The 16,524-nt window shown below is 71.9% G+C and carries 17 protein-coding genes; all 17 read left to right on the top strand.

Annotated features, from left to right (window positions below; all coding sequences use genetic code 11):
* Positions 1–158 precede the first annotated feature (158 nt).
* Positions 159–488, top strand: coding sequence for a TcmI family type II polyketide cyclase (locus C1703_RS32750; RefSeq protein ID WP_114256229.1), 330 nt, complete (start codon positions 159–161; stop codon positions 486–488).
* Positions 485–1,756, top strand: a complete 1,272-nt coding sequence (locus C1703_RS32745; protein ID WP_114256228.1) for a beta-ketoacyl-[acyl-carrier-protein] synthase family protein — start codon at positions 485–487, stop codon at positions 1,754–1,756. The genes C1703_RS32750 and C1703_RS32745 overlap by 4 nt, the downstream gene beginning before the upstream one ends.
* On the top strand, positions 1,753–2,967 hold the full coding sequence (locus C1703_RS32740) for a ketosynthase chain-length factor (RefSeq protein ID WP_114256227.1): 1,215 nt from the start codon (positions 1,753–1,755) through the stop codon (positions 2,965–2,967). The genes C1703_RS32745 and C1703_RS32740 overlap by 4 nt, the downstream gene beginning before the upstream one ends.
* A 94-nt stretch (positions 2,968–3,061) precedes the next feature.
* Positions 3,062–3,328 (top strand): acyl carrier protein, encoded by a 267-nt coding sequence (locus C1703_RS32735; RefSeq protein ID WP_114256226.1) that lies wholly within the window; start codon positions 3,062–3,064, stop codon positions 3,326–3,328.
* A 172-nt stretch (positions 3,329–3,500) separates the two neighbouring features.
* The gene (gene fabG, locus C1703_RS32730) at positions 3,501–4,286 is read left to right on the top strand and encodes a 3-oxoacyl-ACP reductase FabG (protein ID WP_114256225.1); all 786 of its coding nucleotides are present in this window, start codon (positions 3,501–3,503) and stop codon (positions 4,284–4,286) included.
* A 20-nt stretch (positions 4,287–4,306) separates the two neighbouring features.
* Positions 4,307–5,242 (top strand): aromatase/cyclase, encoded by a 936-nt coding sequence (locus C1703_RS32725; RefSeq protein WP_114256224.1) that lies wholly within the window; start codon positions 4,307–4,309, stop codon positions 5,240–5,242.
* Between the two features lie 38 nt (positions 5,243–5,280).
* A complete protein-coding gene (locus tag C1703_RS32720) occupies positions 5,281–5,727 on the top strand; it encodes an acyl carrier protein (RefSeq protein ID WP_114256223.1) in 447 nt (148 codons plus the stop codon).
* Positions 5,651–7,252, top strand: a complete 1,602-nt coding sequence (locus C1703_RS32715) for an acyl-CoA carboxylase subunit beta (RefSeq protein ID WP_114256222.1) — start codon at positions 5,651–5,653, stop codon at positions 7,250–7,252. The genes C1703_RS32720 and C1703_RS32715 overlap by 77 nt, the downstream gene beginning before the upstream one ends.
* A 16-nt stretch (positions 7,253–7,268) precedes the next feature.
* Entirely contained in the window at positions 7,269–7,481 is a 213-nt protein-coding gene (locus tag C1703_RS32710; RefSeq protein ID WP_114256221.1) for an acyl-CoA carboxylase subunit epsilon, read from the top strand.
* Positions 7,482–7,649: 168 nt separating this feature from the next.
* Positions 7,650–9,146 carry an FAD-dependent monooxygenase gene (locus C1703_RS32705; protein ID WP_114256220.1) on the top strand — a complete coding sequence of 499 codons (1,497 nt, stop codon included), beginning with the start codon at positions 7,650–7,652 and terminating at the stop codon, positions 9,144–9,146.
* Entirely contained in the window at positions 9,143–11,098 is a 1,956-nt protein-coding gene (locus tag C1703_RS32700; RefSeq protein WP_114256219.1) for an SDR family oxidoreductase, read from the top strand. Before C1703_RS32705 ends, C1703_RS32700 begins: the two co-directional genes overlap by 4 nt.
* A 70-nt stretch (positions 11,099–11,168) precedes the next feature.
* Complete coding sequence (locus C1703_RS32695; RefSeq protein ID WP_114256218.1) at positions 11,169–11,969, top strand: SDR family oxidoreductase; 801 nt, start codon at positions 11,169–11,171, stop codon at positions 11,967–11,969.
* On the top strand, positions 11,966–13,213 hold the full coding sequence (locus tag C1703_RS32690; protein WP_232840661.1) for an MFS transporter: 1,248 nt from the start codon (positions 11,966–11,968) through the stop codon (positions 13,211–13,213). Before C1703_RS32695 ends, C1703_RS32690 begins: the two co-directional genes overlap by 4 nt.
* Positions 13,200–13,862: an antibiotic biosynthesis monooxygenase gene (locus C1703_RS32685; RefSeq protein WP_114256217.1), complete on the top strand. Its 663-nt coding sequence runs from the start codon at positions 13,200–13,202 to the stop codon at positions 13,860–13,862. The genes C1703_RS32690 and C1703_RS32685 overlap by 14 nt, the downstream gene beginning before the upstream one ends.
* 49 nt (positions 13,863–13,911) lie before the next feature.
* Complete coding sequence (locus C1703_RS32680) at positions 13,912–14,943, top strand: methyltransferase (protein ID WP_114256216.1); 1,032 nt, start codon at positions 13,912–13,914, stop codon at positions 14,941–14,943.
* 85 nt (positions 14,944–15,028) lie between these two features.
* Positions 15,029–15,694, top strand: a complete 666-nt coding sequence (locus C1703_RS32675) for a hypothetical protein (RefSeq protein ID WP_114256215.1) — start codon at positions 15,029–15,031, stop codon at positions 15,692–15,694.
* 51 nt (positions 15,695–15,745) lie between these two features.
* A complete protein-coding gene (locus C1703_RS32670) occupies positions 15,746–16,513 on the top strand; it encodes an SDR family oxidoreductase (RefSeq protein ID WP_114256214.1) in 768 nt (255 codons plus the stop codon).
* Positions 16,514–16,524: the final 11 nt, after the last annotated feature.

Below are 16,524 nucleotides of genomic sequence, written 5' to 3'. Positions count from 1 at the left end.
GCCCCCGACCCTCCCCCGGAATTCCCGTGAAGAATCTGACAGGTTCTGACAATGCTCTGACACTGCGGCTGTTGAAGTCGTGCGAGTTCCCCCCGGATACTGAATCCGAATCCATTGGCCGTCTTTTTCTTCGACGGGGCAGTGAGGAGAGAATACGCATGCACAGCACGCTGATCGTGGCCCGGATGGATCCCGGATCCAGCGATGACGTCGCCAAGATCTTCGCCGATTTCGACGGGACGGAAATGCCGCACCGTATGGGAACGCGGCGACGGCAGCTCTTCCAGTTCCGAGGCCTGTACTTCCATTTGCAGGACTTCGACACGGACAACGGTGGTGAGCTGATCCAGGAGGCGAAGGACGACCCGCGCTTCATCCGCATCAGCAACGACCTGAAGCCGTACATCGAGGCGTACGACCCGGCGACCTGGCGCTCACCCGCCGACGCGATGGCCAGCCGCTTCTACACCTGGGAGGCATCGGCGTGACCGGCCGGCGAGTCGTCATCACCGGTATAGAGGTGCTCGCCCCGGGTGGCGTCGGGGCGAAGGACTTCTGGAGTCTGCTGAGCGACGGCCGTACCGCGACCCGCGGCATCACCTTCTTCGACCCCACGCCCTTCCGCTCCCGGGTCGCCGCGGAGATCGACTTCGACCCCGAGTTCCACGGCCTGACCCCGCAGGAGGTCCGGCGCATGGACCGCGCCGCGCAGTTCGCCGTGGTCGCGGCGCGGGGCGCGGTCGCCGACAGCGGCATCGACCTGGACGCGTACGACCCCTACCGGATCGGCGTGACCATCGGCAGCGCCGTGGGCGCCACCATGGGGCTCGACCAGGAGTACAACGTCGTCAGCGACAGCGGTCGGCTCCACCTGGTCGACCACCGGTACGCGGTGCCGCACCTGTACAACTACCTGGTCCCCAGCTCCTTCGCCGCCGAGGTCGCCTGGACGGTGGGGGCGCAGGGCCCCTCCACCGTCGTCTCCACGGGCTGCACCTCCGGGATCGACTCCGTCGGACACGCCGTCGAGCTGATCCGCGAAGGCTCCGCCGACGTCATGGTCGCCGGCTCCTCGGACGCCCCGATCTCGCCGATCACCATGGCGTGCTTCGACGCCATCAAGGCGACCACGCCCCGGTACGACGACCCCGAACACGCCTCCCGGCCCTTCGACAACACCCGCAACGGATTCGTCCTCGGTGAGGGCGCCGCCGTCTTCGTCCTGGAGGAGCTGCACAGCGCCAGGAAGCGCGGCGCGCACGTGTACGCCGAGATCGCCGGCTACGCGACGCGCTCCAACGCGTACCACATGACCGGTCTGCGGCCGGACGGCGCGGAGATGGCCGAGGCCATCCGGGTCGCCCTCGACGAGGCGCGGACGAACCCCACCGACATCGACTACGTCAACGCCCACGGCTCGGGCACCAAGCAGAACGACCGCCACGAGACCGCGGCCTTCAAGCGCAGCCTGGGCGACCACGCGTACCGGACGCCGGTCAGCTCCATCAAGTCGATGGTCGGCCACTCGCTCGGCGCGATCGGGTCCATCGAGATCGCCGCGTCGGCGTTCGCCATGGAGTACAACGTCGTGCCGCCCACGGCCAACCTGCACACGCCGGACCCGGAGTGCGATCTGGACTACGTCCCGCTGGTCGCCCGTGAGCAGCTCGTCGACACCGTCCTGACCGTCGGCAGCGGCTTCGGCGGGTTCCAGAGCGCCATGGTGCTGGCCCGACCCGAGAGGAACCGGGGATGACGGCGACCGTGGTGGTGACCGGCCTGGGCGTCGCCGCGCCCAACGGGCTGGGCACGAAGGACTTCTGGGCGGCGACCCTGACGGGGAAGAACGGCATCGGCCGCGTCACCCGGTTCGACCCGTCCGCCTACCCGGCGACCCTGGCCGGCGAGGTTCCCGGCTTCGTCGCCGAGGACCTGCTGCCCAGCCGGCTGCTTCCGCAGACCGACCACATGACCCGCCTCGCGCTCGTCGCCGCCGACTGGGCACTGGCCGACGCGGGCGTCGTCCCCGGGGAGCGCGCCGAGTTCGACATGGGTGTGGTCACGGCCAGTTCGTCGGGCGGATTCGAGTTCGGCCAGGGTGAACTGCAGAAGCTGTGGAGCCAGGGCGGCCAGTACGTCAGCGCGTACCAGTCGTTCGCCTGGTTCTACGCCGTCAACAGCGGGCAGATCTCGATCCGCAACGGCATGAAGGGTCCCAGCGGTGTGGTCGTCAGCGACCAGGCCGGCGGGCTGGACGCCGTGGCGCAGGCCCGGCGGCAGATCCGCAAGGGCACCGATCTCATCGTCTCCGGTGCCGTGGACGCCTCGATCTGCCCCTGGGGCTGGGTCGCCCAGCTCACCAGTGGCCGCATCAGCGGCGGCGAGGAGCCGTCGAGCGCGTACCTGCCCTTCGACGCCGAGGCCGCCGGGCATGTGCCGGGTGAGGGCGGCGCCATCCTGATCCTGGAGTCCGGGGAGTCGGCCCGGGCGCGCGACGCCCGTGTCTACGGCGAGATCGCCGGGTACGGCGCCACGTTCGACCCACGGCCCGGCAGCGGACGTGAACCCGGGCTGCGCAAGGCCGTCGAACTGGCCCTGGCCGACGCGGGCGTCGAGCCGGGCGAGGTCGACGTGGTCTTCGCGGACGCCGCGGCCGTCCCCGAACTGGACCGCGTCGAGGCCGAGGCCCTCACGGCGGTCTTCGGGCCGCGGGGAGTTCCGGTGACGGCCCCGAAGACGATGACCGGACGCCTGTACTCGGGTGCGGGCCCCCTCGACCTCGCCGCCGCGCTGCTGTCCATCCGGGACGGCCGGATCCCGCCCACGGTCAACGTGGAGCTCTCCGCCGAATACCCCCTCGACCTGGTCGGGCCCCGACCCCGTACCGCCCCGGTACGCACGGCGCTCGTGCTCGCCCGCGGGCACGGCGGCTTCAACTCGGCCGTCGTCGTGCGCGCCGCCGACTGACCGTTTCCGACCGGCGTTCCGCGCGGGCACACGGACCGCGTGCGGGAGCGCCCCCTGTCCCAAGGCGTCGTTCCGGCGCAGAAGGAGAACTGGCATGCCCACCCCCGAATTCACCCTCGACGACCTGCGGCGGATCCTGACCGAGGGCGCCGGCGCCGACGAGAGCGTGGACCTCGACGGCGACATCCTCGACGTGCCGTTCGAGTCGCTGGGCTACGAGTCGCTGGCGCTGCTGGAGACCGGCAGCCGCATCGAGCGCGAGTACGGCATCAGCCTCGACGAGGAGGCGCTGGCCATCGTGAACACGCCGCGCGCGCTGCTCTCCTCCGTCAACGCGCAGCTGCGCGCGGCGGCCGCCTGACCGCCACCGCGGCGGGCCGGACCGGTGCACCGCCCCACCCGGTGTCCGCCCACAGCCCCACGGACCACAGCCTCACAAACCACAGCCCCACGGACCACGACTCCACCGAACACAGCTCCACCGAACACAGCTCCACCGACCACGGTCACACCGACCAGCGGAGAGGCACACCATGTCGCAGCAGGACAAGCGCGTCGCCCTGATCACGGGCGCCACCAGCGGAATCGGTCTCGCGATCGCCCGGCTCCTGGCCGCTCAGGGGCACCGGGTGTTCATCGGCGCGCGCAACGCGTCGAACGTGGAGAACACCGTCAAGGAACTGCGGGAGGCGGGCCACGAGGCCGCCGGCGCCGCGGTGGACGTCCGTTCGAGCGACGAGGTCAAGGCCTTCGTGCACGCGGCCGTCGAAACGTTCGGCACCATCGACGTCCTGGTCAACAACGCGGGCCGGTCCGGTGGCGGCGTCACCGCCGAGATCGCCGACGAACTCTGGTACGACGTCCTGGACACCAACCTCAACAGCGTCTTCCGCCTGACCCGTGAGGTGCTGACCACGGGCGGCATGCGGGAGAAGAAGCGCGGACGCATCATCAACATCGCCTCCACCGCGGGCAAGCAGGGCGTGGTGCTCGGCGCCCCCTACTCCGCCTCCAAGCACGGTGTGGTGGGCTTCACCAAGGCGCTCGGCAACGAACTCGCCCCCACCGGCATCACGGTCAACGCCGTCTGCCCCGGCTACGTCGAGACCCCCATGGCCCAGCGGGTGCGGCAGGGCTACGCGGCCGCCTACGACACGTCCGAGGAGGCGATCCTGGAGAAGTTCCAGGCCAAGATCCCGCTCGGCCGTTACTCCACCCCGGAGGAGGTCGCCGGCCTGGTCGGCTACCTCGCGTCCGACTCCGCCGCCTCCATCACCGCCCAGGCCATGAACGTCTGCGGCGGGCTGGGCAACTTCTGATCCCGACAGGAGGACCGAAGATGACCGTGCGCGAAGTGGAGCACGAGATCACGATCGCTGCGCCGGCCACCGCCGTCTACCGGCTGATCGCCGAGGTGGAGAACTGGCCCCGCATCTTCCCGCCCACCATCCACGTCGACCATGTCGAGCGCGGCGCGGACGAGGAACGCATCCGCATCTGGGCCACCGCCAACGACACGGCGAAGAACTGGACCTCGCACCGCACGCTGGACCCGGAAGCCCTGCGGATCACCTTCCGCCAGGAGGTGCCGGCCCCGCCGGTCGCCGCCATGGGCGGCACCTGGATCATCGAGCCGCTGTCCGACGCACAGGCCCGCGTCCGGCTGCTGCACGACTACCGGGCGATCGACGACGACCCGAAGTCCCTGGCCTGGATCGACGAGGCCGTCGACCGCAACTCGCGCGCGGAGCTCGCCGCCCTCAGGACGAACGTGGAGGCCGCGCACGCCGCGGAGGCGGTGACGTTCTCCTTCGAGGACACCGTGCAGATCGACGGCACCGCGAAGGACGTCTACGACTTCGTCAACGAGGCCGGACTCTGGGAGGAACGCCTGCCGCACGTGGCCCGCGTTCACCTCCAGGAGCTGTCGCCGGGGCTGCAGATCCTCGAGATGGACACCCGGGCCAAGGACGGCTCCACCCACACCACCAAGTCGTACCGGGTCTGCCAGCCGGTCCAGAAGATCGCGTACAAGCAGGTCACGCTTCCGGCGCTGATGACCCTGCACACCGGTTACTGGACCTTCCGGGAGAACGAGGGCGGCGTCGCCGCCTCCTCGCAGCACACCGTCGTCCTCAACACGGCCAACATCGCCTCCGTCCTGGGCGAGAGCGCGACGGTCGAGGACGCACGCGCGTACGTGCAGGCCGCGCTCAGCACCAACAGCCGCGCCACGCTCGGCCATGCGAAGGCCTACGCGGAGAGCCGGCGCTGACGCCGGCCGGAGGATTTCCGTTCGAGAGGGAAGGGCCGATGGAGGCAAGCCGCCGCAAGTCCTCACCCCACGCCGTGCGCCATTGGTTCCAGCGGCTGCCGGAGGTGCTGCCGACGGTGCGTCCGGACGCCCGCGCCGGGGTCATCGAGCAGCACATCTGCCGTGCGCTGGCGGAGTTCCTGGGGGTGCCGCCGGGTCACCGGTTCAGCGCCGACCGGCCGCTGTGCCACCAGGGGGTGGACCCGGTCACCGCGCTGCTGCTCAAACGTCGGCTGGAACAGGCGCTGGGCGTCACCCCGCACCCCGTGGAGCTGCTGCCCGGCGACTCGGCGCGGACCCTGGCCGAGCGACTGGCGCCGGGCTTCGGGACGGACACAGAGACACGCCACGAGAGGAACGGGGAACGTCATGCCAGGTCGGACATCGTCGCCGGAGGCACCCGGGGCCGAGGCACCCGGGACGCCGGGCCCCGACCGGTTCGGTGAACTGGCCGAACTGAAGGAACGTATCCGCGGCGGCCCGGATCCGAAGGCGACGCAACGCCAGCACGCGAAGGGCAAGCTGACGGTCCGGGAACGCATCGAACTGCTCCTCGACAAGGGGAGCTTCACCGAGATCGAGGCGCTGCGCCGGCACCGGGCGACCGGGTTCGGGCTGGAGCACAGGAGGCCGCACACGGACGGTGTGGTCACCGGTTGGGGCACGGTGGAGGGCCGGACGGTCTTCGTGTACGCCCATGACTTCCGCATCTTCGGCGGAGCGCTGGGCGAGGCGCACGCCGCCAAGATCCACAAGATCATGGACATGGCCATCGCGGCCGGGGCCCCGCTGGTGTCGCTGAACGACGGCGCGGGCGCCCGCATCCAGGAGGGCGTGTCCGCCCTCGCCGGCTACGGCGGCATCTTCCAGCGCAACACCCAGGCGAGCGGGGTGATCCCGCAGATCAGCGTGATGCTCGGCCCGTGCGCGGGCGGCGCCGCCTACAGTCCCGCCCTGACGGACTTCGTGTTCATGGTCCGCGAGACCTCGCAGATGTTCATCACCGGCCCGGACGTGGTGAAGGCGGTCACGGGCGAGGAGATCACCCATGACGGCCTCGGCGGCGCCGACACCCACGGCACGGCCTCCGGCGTCGCGCACTTCGTCTACGACGACGAGGAGACCTGCCTGGCGGAGGTCCGCTACCTGCTGTCTTTGCTGCCGTCCAACAACCGTGAACTCCCGCCGGCGGCGCACAGCGACGATCCCGCGGACCGGCGCGGCGACGCCCTGCCCGACCTGGTCCCCGCCGACGGCAACCGCTCCTACGACGTCCGGTCGGTGATCGCGGAACTCGTCGACGACGGCGACTTCATGGAGGTCCACGCCGCGTGGGCGACCAACCTGGTCTGCGCGCTGGCCCGGCTGGACGGGCAGGTCGTCGGCTTCGTCGCCAACCAGCCCGCGGCCCTGGCCGGCGTGCTGGACATCAGGGCCAGCGAGAAGGGCGCGCGGTTCGTGCAGTTCTGCGACTCCTTCAACATCCCGCTCGTCAGCCTCGTCGACGTACCCGGATTCCTGCCCGGAGTGGACCAGGAACACAACGGGATCATCCGCCACGGCGCCAAGTTGCTGTACGCGTACTGCAACGCGACGGTCCCCCGGGTGTCGGTGGTCCTGCGCAAGGCGTACGGAGGCGCGTACATCGTCATGGACTCGCGCTCCATCGGTGCGGACGTGGCACTGGCCTGGCCGGACAACGAGATCGCGGTGATGGGCGCCGAAGGGGCTGCGGGGGTGGTCTTCCGCAGGGAGATCGCCGCGGCCGAGGACCCCGAGGCGATGCGGGCGCAGAAGATCGAGGAGTACCGCAGGGAGCTGGTGCATCCCTACTACGCGGCGGAACGGGGCCTCGTCGACGACGTCATCGACCCCAGGGACACGCGTGCGGTGCTGATCCGCTCACTCGCCATGCTGCGGGCCAAGGACGCCGGCCTGCCGCACCGCAAGCACGGCAACCCTCCCCAGTGACGGACAGGAGCCCCCCATGAATGACCGGCACACGACGTACTTCCGGGTGGAGAAGGGCAGCCCGAGCGAGGAGGAACTGGCCGCGCTCACCGTGGTCCTGCTCGCCCGCGCCGCGGCGGCCGGCGTCCCCGCGCCGGCGGCCGAGCCGTCCCGGCCACTCGCCCGCTGGCGACGGCTGGAACGCGCGACCGGCTTCGGCGGCCCGCGCAGCTGGCGCCGCGCCGCGTGACCTTCTCGCGGCGCGTGCGGCCGCCGCGGTGTCAGCGGACTTTTCATTCGCCTGACATTTCTTGTGATTCCTCTGGAGCGGAGCCGCTTGAACCGGTTTCTGAATCTCCGGAATGATGTCGGCAGACCTTGTATTCGATTTCCGTCGCGGGTACGTCAGGGGATATGCATGGACACTTCGGTGGTCATTGTCGGAGCCGGGCCCGCAGGGCTCATGCTCGCCGGGGAACTGCGTCTCGCGGGAATTGACGTGACGGTGCTGGAAAGCCTGCCACAGCGCACCGGAGAATCCCGGGGAATAGGTCTGGCCACCCGCACCATGGAGATATTCGACCAACGCGGGCTGCTGCGCCGCCTCGGTGCGTACGAGACGAGCGACATGGGCCACTTCGGCGGCCTGCCCCTCGACGTCGGGGTGCTCGGCGCCGCCCACCAGGCGGCCCGCACCGTACCCCAGTCGGTCACCGAGGCGGCCCTGGAGTCCTGGGCGACCGAACTCGGCGCCGACATCCGCCGCGGGCACACCTTCCTCGACCTGAGCGACGGCGGGGAGTCGGTCACCGTGCGGGTGCGCGGCGCGGCCGGCGAGGAGGAGATCGAGGCCCGTTATCTCGTCGGCTGCGACGGCGGCCGCAGCGCCGTGCGCAAGACGGCCGGATTCGACTTCCCCGGCACCGCCGCGACCACGGAGATGCTGCTGGCCGACATCCGCGGCGTCGACCTGGAGCCCCGCATGACGGGTCAGCAGGTCGGCGGTGGCTTCGTGATGGTCGCCAAGCTGCCCGGCGGGATCCACCGGATCATCGTCGGCGAGCGCGGCATCCCCCCGCAGCGGCGCACCGCCCCGCCCGCCTTCGCGGAGGTCGCCGATCACTGGAAGCGGCTCACCGGCATCGACATCTCGCACGCCGAACCCGTCTGGGTCAGCGCGTTCGGCGACGCCACCCGCCAGGTGACGGAGTACCGCCGCGGACGTGTCCTGCTCGCCGGGGACGCCGCGCACGTGCACCTGCCCGCGGGCGGACAGGGCATGAACACCAGCGTCCAGGACTCCTTCAACCTCGGCTGGAAGCTGGCCGCCGTCCTCAAGGGCGACGCCCCCGCGTCGCTGCTCGACACCTACCACACCGAGCGCCACGAGGTCGGCCGCCGGATGCTGGCCAACACCCAGGCCCAGAGCCTGCTCGTCCTCGGCGGCGCCGAGGTGCAGCCGCTGCGCGACGTGCTGTCCGAACTCCTCCCGTACCCCGAGGTGGCCCGGCACCTCGCCGCCAAGGTCAGCGGCCTGGACATCCGCTACGACGTCGGCCCCGGCACCCACCCGCTCCTCGGCCGCCGCATGCCCCACCTGCCCCTGACCGCCGGCACCCGGGCCACCAGCAGCACCGAGCTGCTGCGGCCCGGCCGCGGCGTGCTGCTCGACCTCGCCGACAACGCCGTACTGCGCCGCCGCGCCGAGGGCTGGCGCGCCCGCGTCGACATCGTGACGGCCACCCCCGGTGCCCTGCCCGACGACAGCCCGCTGGCCGGCACCAGTGCCGTCCTGCTGCGCCCGGACGGCCATGTCGCCTGGGCCGCCCCCGGCAGCCACCACGGCGTGAGCACCGCACTGGACCGCTGGTTCGGCCCGGCGGCCGCCCGGCGCGGCCGGGGAGGCCGCCGGTGACCCGGCGCGCCACGGCCGCCGACGTCATCGTCGTCGGCGCCGGACCGGTCGGTCTGCTGCTCGCCGCCGAACTGCGGGAGAACGGCGCGCGCGCCCTGGTCCTGGAGACACTGCCCGAGCCGACCGGCGAGTCACGGGCGTCCGTGCTGCACACCCGGACCATGGAGATCTTCGCGGAGCGGGGCATCCTGGACCGCCTCGGCCCCCTCCCCGCCCTCGGCCCCGGCCACTTCGGCGGCCTGCGCTTCGACCTCGCGGCCGCCGAGCCGGAGCACCCGTACGCCGGGCAGTGGGAATGCCTGCAGAGCAGGCTCGAAGCGGTCCTCCAGCGGCACGCGTCCGACCTCGGCGCCGAGATCCGCCGCGGCCACACGGTCACCGGCCTCACCCAGACCGCGGACGGTGTACGGGTGCGGGTCCTCGGCCCGGACCGGGAACCGTACGACCTCACCGCCGCCTACCTCGTGGGCTGCGACGGTGAACCGAGCACCGTGCGCGAACTCGCCGGCTTCGAGTTCGCCGGGCGCGACGCCGACAAGGAGATGCTGCGCGCCGACGTCGCGGGCCTCACCCTCGACGACCGGCGCCTGAAGCGCTACCCGGACGGTGTCGCCACCGCCTACCGCAGGCCCGACGGCGTCACCCGGCTCATGGTCCACCAGTACGGTGCCGCGCCCGGCGGCGAGGTCGACTTCGAGCGCGTCGCCGCGGCCTGGTCGGCGGTCACCGGCGAGGACATCCGCCACGGCGAGCCGCTCTGGCTGAACCGGTTCGGCAACGCCTCCCGGCAGGTCACGCAGTACCGCCGGGGCCGGGTGCTGCTCGCCGGTGACGCCGCCCACGTCCAGATGCCGGTCGGCGGGCAGGCCCTGAACCTCGGGCTGCAGGACGCGGCGGGCCTCGGCTGGAAACTCGCCCGCGAGGTCACCGGCACGGCCCGGCCCGGACTCCTCGACAGCTACCACGACGAGCGGCACCCCGTGGGCGCCCGCACGCTGACCAACATCCAGGCCCAGGCACGGCTGTTGTTCGGCGGCCAGGAGGTCACCGCGCTGCGGGACGTCTTCGGCGAACTGCTGCGCCACGACGCCGTTCAGCGCCACCTCGCCCGCATGATCAGCGGCCTCGACGTCCAGGAGCGGCCCAGGCCGCCCGCCCGGCACACCCCGACACCCGGAAGGTCAACCGTGGACAGGCTCATCGACAAGACCGCCCTCGTCACCGGCTCCAGCCGCGGCATCGGCAGGGCCACCGCCGTGGCCCTCGCCCGCCAGGGCGCCCTGGTCGCCGTGCACTACACGGCCAACGAGCAGGCGGCGCAGGAGACCGTCGCCCTCATCGAGCAGGAGGGCGGGGCCGCGTTCGCGGTCCGCGCCGAACTCGGCGTCCCCGGCGACGCGCACGAGCTGTTCCTCGGCGTGGAGCAGGGCCTGAAGGAACGCATAGGCGAGAGCCGGCTCGACATCCTCGTGAACAACGCCGGTGTCACCACGACCGGCCAACCGCCCGAGGACATCACCCCCGAGGAGTTCGACCGCTACTTCGCGGTCAACGCCAGGGCGCCGTACTTCATCGTGCAGCGTGCCCTGCCGCTCATGCCCGACGGCGGCCGCATCGTCAACATCTCCTCCGGCCTCACCCGCACCGCCAACCCCGACCAGCTGGTCTACGCGATGACCAAGGGCGCGGTGGAGCAGCTCACCCTGCACCTGGCACGCCACCTCGCGCCCCGCGGCATCACCGTCAACACCGTGGCGCCGGGTATCACCAACAACGGCGGCGCGATCTTCGACATACCCGAGGCGGTCGAGGCGATGGCCCAGCTCTCCGCCTTCAAACGGGTCGGCGAGGCCGACGACGTCGCCGACGTGGTGACCTTCCTGGCGACCCACGAGGCCCGCTGGATCACCGGGGCCTTCATCGACGCCACCGGCGGCACCCTGCTCGGCTGATCCCGGCCGCGCCCCGCCCGCCGACCGGTTCGGCCGGCCGCCCACGACCGACGAAGGAAGCAAGGAGCCCATGACCCCCGGTAAGCAGGTCCCGTCCCGCGGCGAGCAGGCCCCCGGCACCGCACGCGTCGCCGTCGTCACCGGAGCCAACAAGGGAATCGGCCGTGAGATCGCCCGGCAGCTCGCCGAACGCGGCCACGTCGTCCATCTCGGCGCCCGGGACCCGGGGCGCGGCCACGCCGCCGAACGCGAGCTGCGCGCCGAGGGGTTGGACGTACGGTTCCTGCACCTCGACGTCACCGACGAGAACTCGGTCGCGCTCGCCGCCAAGCGCGTGGCGGACGAGACGGGCCCGCTGCACGTCCTGGTCAACAACGCCGGCATCGGCGTCCCCGAGCAGGCCCCCAGCCAGACTTCGGCCGAGCAGGTGCGCCGGGTCTACGAGACCAACGTGTTCGGCGTCGTCACCGTCACCAACGCGTTCCTGCCGCTGCTGCGCAGGGCGGGCTCCGCCCGGATCGTCAACGTCAGCAGCGCGGTGGGCTCACTCGCGGCCGCCGCCGCGCGGGAGGACCCCTCGGGGGTGTTCCCGCCGGGCACGTTCCCCGCCATGCTCGCCTACGGCACCTCCAAGGCCGCGCTCAACGCCGTCACCCTCGCCTACGCCAACGAACTGCGCGACACCGGCATCCTCGTCAACGCCGCCTCCCCCGGCTTCGTCGCCACCGACATCAACGGGCACAACGGCGTCCTCGGCGTCGAGCAGGGCGCCCGCGTCCCGGTGCTGCTCGCCACCCTCGACGACGACGGGCCCACCGCCGCCTTCCTGGGGGAGGACGGCACGCCCGGCGGCCAGGTGCTGCCGTGGTGAGCGACACCGCGCACCCCGTCGCCGGTGCCGCCGAGGCAGCCGGACGCCGGACCGGGCGACAGCGGCTGCTGCTGTTCGTGCTCAGCGGCAACATGCTCCTCGACGCCATCGAGGTGTCCGTCGTCCTCATGGCCCTGCCGACGATCGGCACCCGGCTCGGGCTGTCCGTCTGGGAGGTCCAGTGGCTGATGAGCGGCTTCGCGCTCGGCTTCGCCGTGACGCTGCTCGCCGGGCCGCGGCTCGCGGCACGCGCCGGGCGGCGCCCGGTGTACCTGGGCGCGATGCTGTTGTTCGGTCTCGCCTCGCTGGCCGGGGGCTTCGTCGACGGCCTGGCCGCGCTCGTCGCCCTCCGCGTCCTCAAGGGCTGCTGCGCGGCGCTGACCGCGCCGGCCGGCCTGGCCATCATCAACGACACCTTCCCGGAAGGCCGCGCGCGCCGCCGGGCGGTGTCGCTCTACTCGCTCTTCGGCGCCGCCGGCTTCACCGCCGGACTTCTGCTCGCGGGCCTGCTGGTCGAGTCGAGCTGGCGCTGGACGTTCCTGTTCCCGGCGCCGGTGGCACTGGTGCTGCTGGTGTGCGGACTGTACGTCCTGCCGCCGGGCCGCGCGGACGGCCCCGCCCCGCGCCCCCCGCGCCCGGCCCTGCTGCGGGACCGCGCCCTGCTGCGCTCCGCGCTCGGCGCCGCCTCGCTCAACGGGACCTACCAGAGCCTGCTGGTGCTGATGACGTTCCAGGCGCAGCGGCTCGGCTGGACGCCCTGGCAGACCGCGCTCGCCCTGCTGCCCGCCTGCCTGCCGCTGGCCCTGGCCGTGCCGTTCGCGGGCCGTCTCGTGGCCCGGTACGGGACCGGGCGGCTCATCGCCCTGGGCGCGCTCTTTCCGCTGCTCGGCCACGCCCTCTACCTCGCGAAGCCCGAGGGGAGCCCGTACGTCCTCGGGATGCTGCCGGCGCTGCTGCTGGTCGAGGCCGGCTTCTGCTGCGCCTTCACGGCCCTGAACCTCCAGGCGACCGCGTCCGTCGGCGCGGCCGACCGGGGCGCGGCGGTCTCGCTCTACCAGACGTGCGTCCAGCTGGGCACCGGTCTCCTGCTGCCGCTGGTCGCGCTGCCGCTCACGTACGGGGAGGGCTATCGCGCGGCGCTCCTGATCGGCACCGGTGTCACGGCGTTGGGGTTCGCCGTCGCGGTCACCGGCCGACGCACCCCCCACGGAAGGATCGGAAGGACGGACCATGCCGGGCACTGAACAGCGCACAACCACCCGACAGCACCGGGGCGCGCACGCCTTCCACCGCAGCGGCGCGGCCGCCGCGTTCGTCACCATGCGGTACGTGCCCGACGCGGCGACCGGCCGTGCGCTCCTCGACGACGTCCTGGACGAGTGGGCGGCCGTGCCGCGGCCCGCCGGAGTCCTCTCGCACGGCGCCTACCTGGACACGGCGGAGGAGACCGCCCTCACCTGCGTCCAGGTCTCGGACCCCGACGCCTACCGGGATTTCGCCCGGTCGCTGACCGGACCGGCCGCCGTCGAGGCCGTCGACTACCGGCCGTACCGCGGTGTGGTGTTCGACCCGACGCCGGCCGAGCCCGGTTGCGTGGTCGTCGCGACGTTCGACGTGGACGGGCCGGACCGGCAGCGGGCCGTCATCGACGCGCTCTGCGACGCGCTGGAGTCGCAGCCCGAGGACACGCGCGCCGGCATGCTCTCCGCCACCTTCCACACCACGCTCGACGGCACCCGGGTCCTGAACTTCGCCGAATGGACCACCGACGAGGCACACGACGCCTTCCTCGACGGCGCGGGCCGGGCCGGCACCTACCGCGTCAGTACCCGGATCCCGGGGGTGCGGCCGATCGGCTTCAAGCGTTTCCACCGGCACGTCCGAAGCGCGTGACGCATTCCCCTGCCCCTCCATCCCCTTCGCATCAAGGAGTCTTCCGAACATGGCTGCTGAGTCACCCGAGTCGCCCGTGACCCCCGGACCGATCATGGGCATCATGGCCGGTTACTGGCAGACGAGGATCCTGCTGGCCGCCGTCGAGTCCGACGTCTTCACCGCGCTGTCGGACAAGCCCGCCACCTCCGCCGAACTCGCCGACCGGACCGGGCTGGTGCCGCTCGGCACCCATGACCTCCTCGTCGGGCTCACCCACCTCGGTCTGCTGGAACAGGTGGACGGCACCTTCTCCAACGCGCCTGTCGCCGAACGCTTCCTGGTGCGGGGGCGTGCCGAATACCTGGGTGGCTACCTGCAGTTCTGCGAACGCGAGCTGAACCCGGCCTGGGACGGGCTCGCCTCCACGCTGCGCACCGGCCGGCCGCACAACCGCGCCGCCGTCGCGGGCAACCCGTACGACACCCTCTACCAGGACGCGGAGGCCACCGACGGCTTCCTCGACAGCATGGACCTGCTCAACACGCCCGTGTCGCTGGCCCTGAGCCGGCTCGACTGGAGCCGCTACACGTCCTTCGTCGACATCGGCGGCGCGCGCGGCAACTTCGCCCACCACGTGGTGTCGCAGAACCCGCACCTGACGGGCGCGGTCTTCGACCTGCCGCAGCTGGAGCCGGCCTTCACCCGGCACATGGCCGCCCTCGGCGGCGCCGCCTCGGCGATCACCTTCCACGGCGGCGACTTCTTCGAGGATCCGCTGCCCGAGGCCGACGTCCTGGTCTTCGGCCACGTCCTGCACAACTGGAACACCGAGGACCGTGTCCGGCTGCTCAAGAGCGCCTACGAGGCGGTCCGGCCGGGCGGGGCGGTGTTCGTCTACGACCCGATGGCGGGCGGCGAACAGCCGCCGATGCACGCGGTGCTCGCCAGTCTGGCCATGCTCGTCTGGTCCCGGGGCGGTCACGAGTACACCGTGCGAGAGCTGCACGGCTGGCTGTCCGAGGCGGGCTTCAGGCCCGAGACCACGGAGGTTCCGGGCCTTCACGACGACGTTCTCGTCATCGGCCACAAGGATCGGTGAGTGGCCGCCGACGACCGCTGAGAACCGCCGATACCGCCAAGTCCCCCACCCCGCCCGTGAGTACGTCCTTGAAGGAGTCGCCATCATGCCCCCAGCGTCCGACGTCCGGCCCGTCATCGACCGCGGTGACGTCTCCGTCGCCCAGGTCGAGGAAGTCGTCACCGGCGACGCCCGGCGGCAGCGCTCCGCCGCGGCCGCCGTCGTGGCGCGGTGGGAATCCGACCCGTGGCCGGCCGGCCTGGTGTCCCAGTCCCTGTTCACCAGCACCGACGGCACCTCGCTGCTGACCTACGCCCAGTGGGCCTCCGTCGAGGAGCTGGAGCGGGCGGGTGACGCGCGGCGCCCCGACTGGCGAGCGCTGGGCATCGAGCCGGGAACACCCAGGGCCTACCAGCTCTACCGCGTGGTACGGCCCACCGTGCTGCCGGATCCGGTGCCCCTGCCGCAGTGCTACCCCGCCGCCGTGTTCACGATGGACAGCCACGACGCGGCCCGCAAGTGGGTCGACGGGCTCCTCGACAACGAGGAGCGCAACGAGGGCGAGGACCGCGCCTACCCCGGGGCGCTCGCCGCGAACTTCCACATCGCCGTGGACGGCACCGGCATCTTCCTGCTCTCCGAGTGGACCTCGGAGGCGGAGGCGGTCGCCCACATCGAGGAGGTGATCGTGCCGCTGCTCGAGCACATGGGGCAGAGCGCGGCGGACGCCGGCGCCCGCTACAGCTTCCACGCCTCCGTCCACGCGGGCTGAGGGACGACGCCCGTTGCGCGCTTTCCGCCATCCGCGGGGAAGGGACATCACGTGAGCAGGCTGCGGAACAGGACGGCTCTGGTCACCGGGGCGGGCCGCGGGATCGGTCGCGGCATCGCACGGCGGCTCGCCCGGGACGGCGCCCTGGTGGCCGTCAACTACGCGGCCGACGCGACCGCGGCGCGGGAGACCGTGACACTGATCGAGAAGGCCGGCGGACGCGCCTTCGCCGTGCAGGCCGAACTGGGCGGGCCGGGATCGGTGGAGCGGCTGCTGGCCGCGGTCGAACAGGGTCTGGTGGAGCGTACCGGGGCGGCGACGATCGACATCCTGGTGAACAACGCGGCGGTCACCGGTTTCACCGGCGCCATGCCGGACGCGGTCACCGAGGAGATGCTCGACCGGTGTTACACGGTGAACGCCAAGGCGCCGTTCCTCCTGATCCAGAAGGCCCTGAGGTTCATCCCGGACGGCGGCCGCGTCATCAACATCTCCTCCGGCATGACCCGCTCCGCCGTGCCCGAGCACATCGCGTACGCCATGGGCAAGGGCGCCCTGGAGCAGATCACCCGGCACCTGGCTCCGGTTCTCGCCGCCCGTGGGATCACCATCAACACGGTGGCACCGGGCGTCACCGACAACGGAGACCCGGTGTTCCGCGACGCCGAGGCCCTGCGGCGGATGGCCGCGCTGTCCGTGTTCGACCGCGTCGGCACCGTCTCCGACATCGCCGACGTCGTCGCCTTCGTCGCCTGCGACGACTCCCGCTGGATCACCGGCGCCTTCCTCGACGCCACCGGAGGAACGCTGCTGCGCTGACCCGGCCCGCC

It is taken from the genome of Streptomyces sp. Go-475 (genome assembly GCF_003330845.1).
Taxonomy (GTDB): domain Bacteria; phylum Actinomycetota; class Actinomycetes; order Streptomycetales; family Streptomycetaceae; genus Streptomyces.
This window is presented reverse-complemented; position numbering and strand designations above follow the sequence as displayed.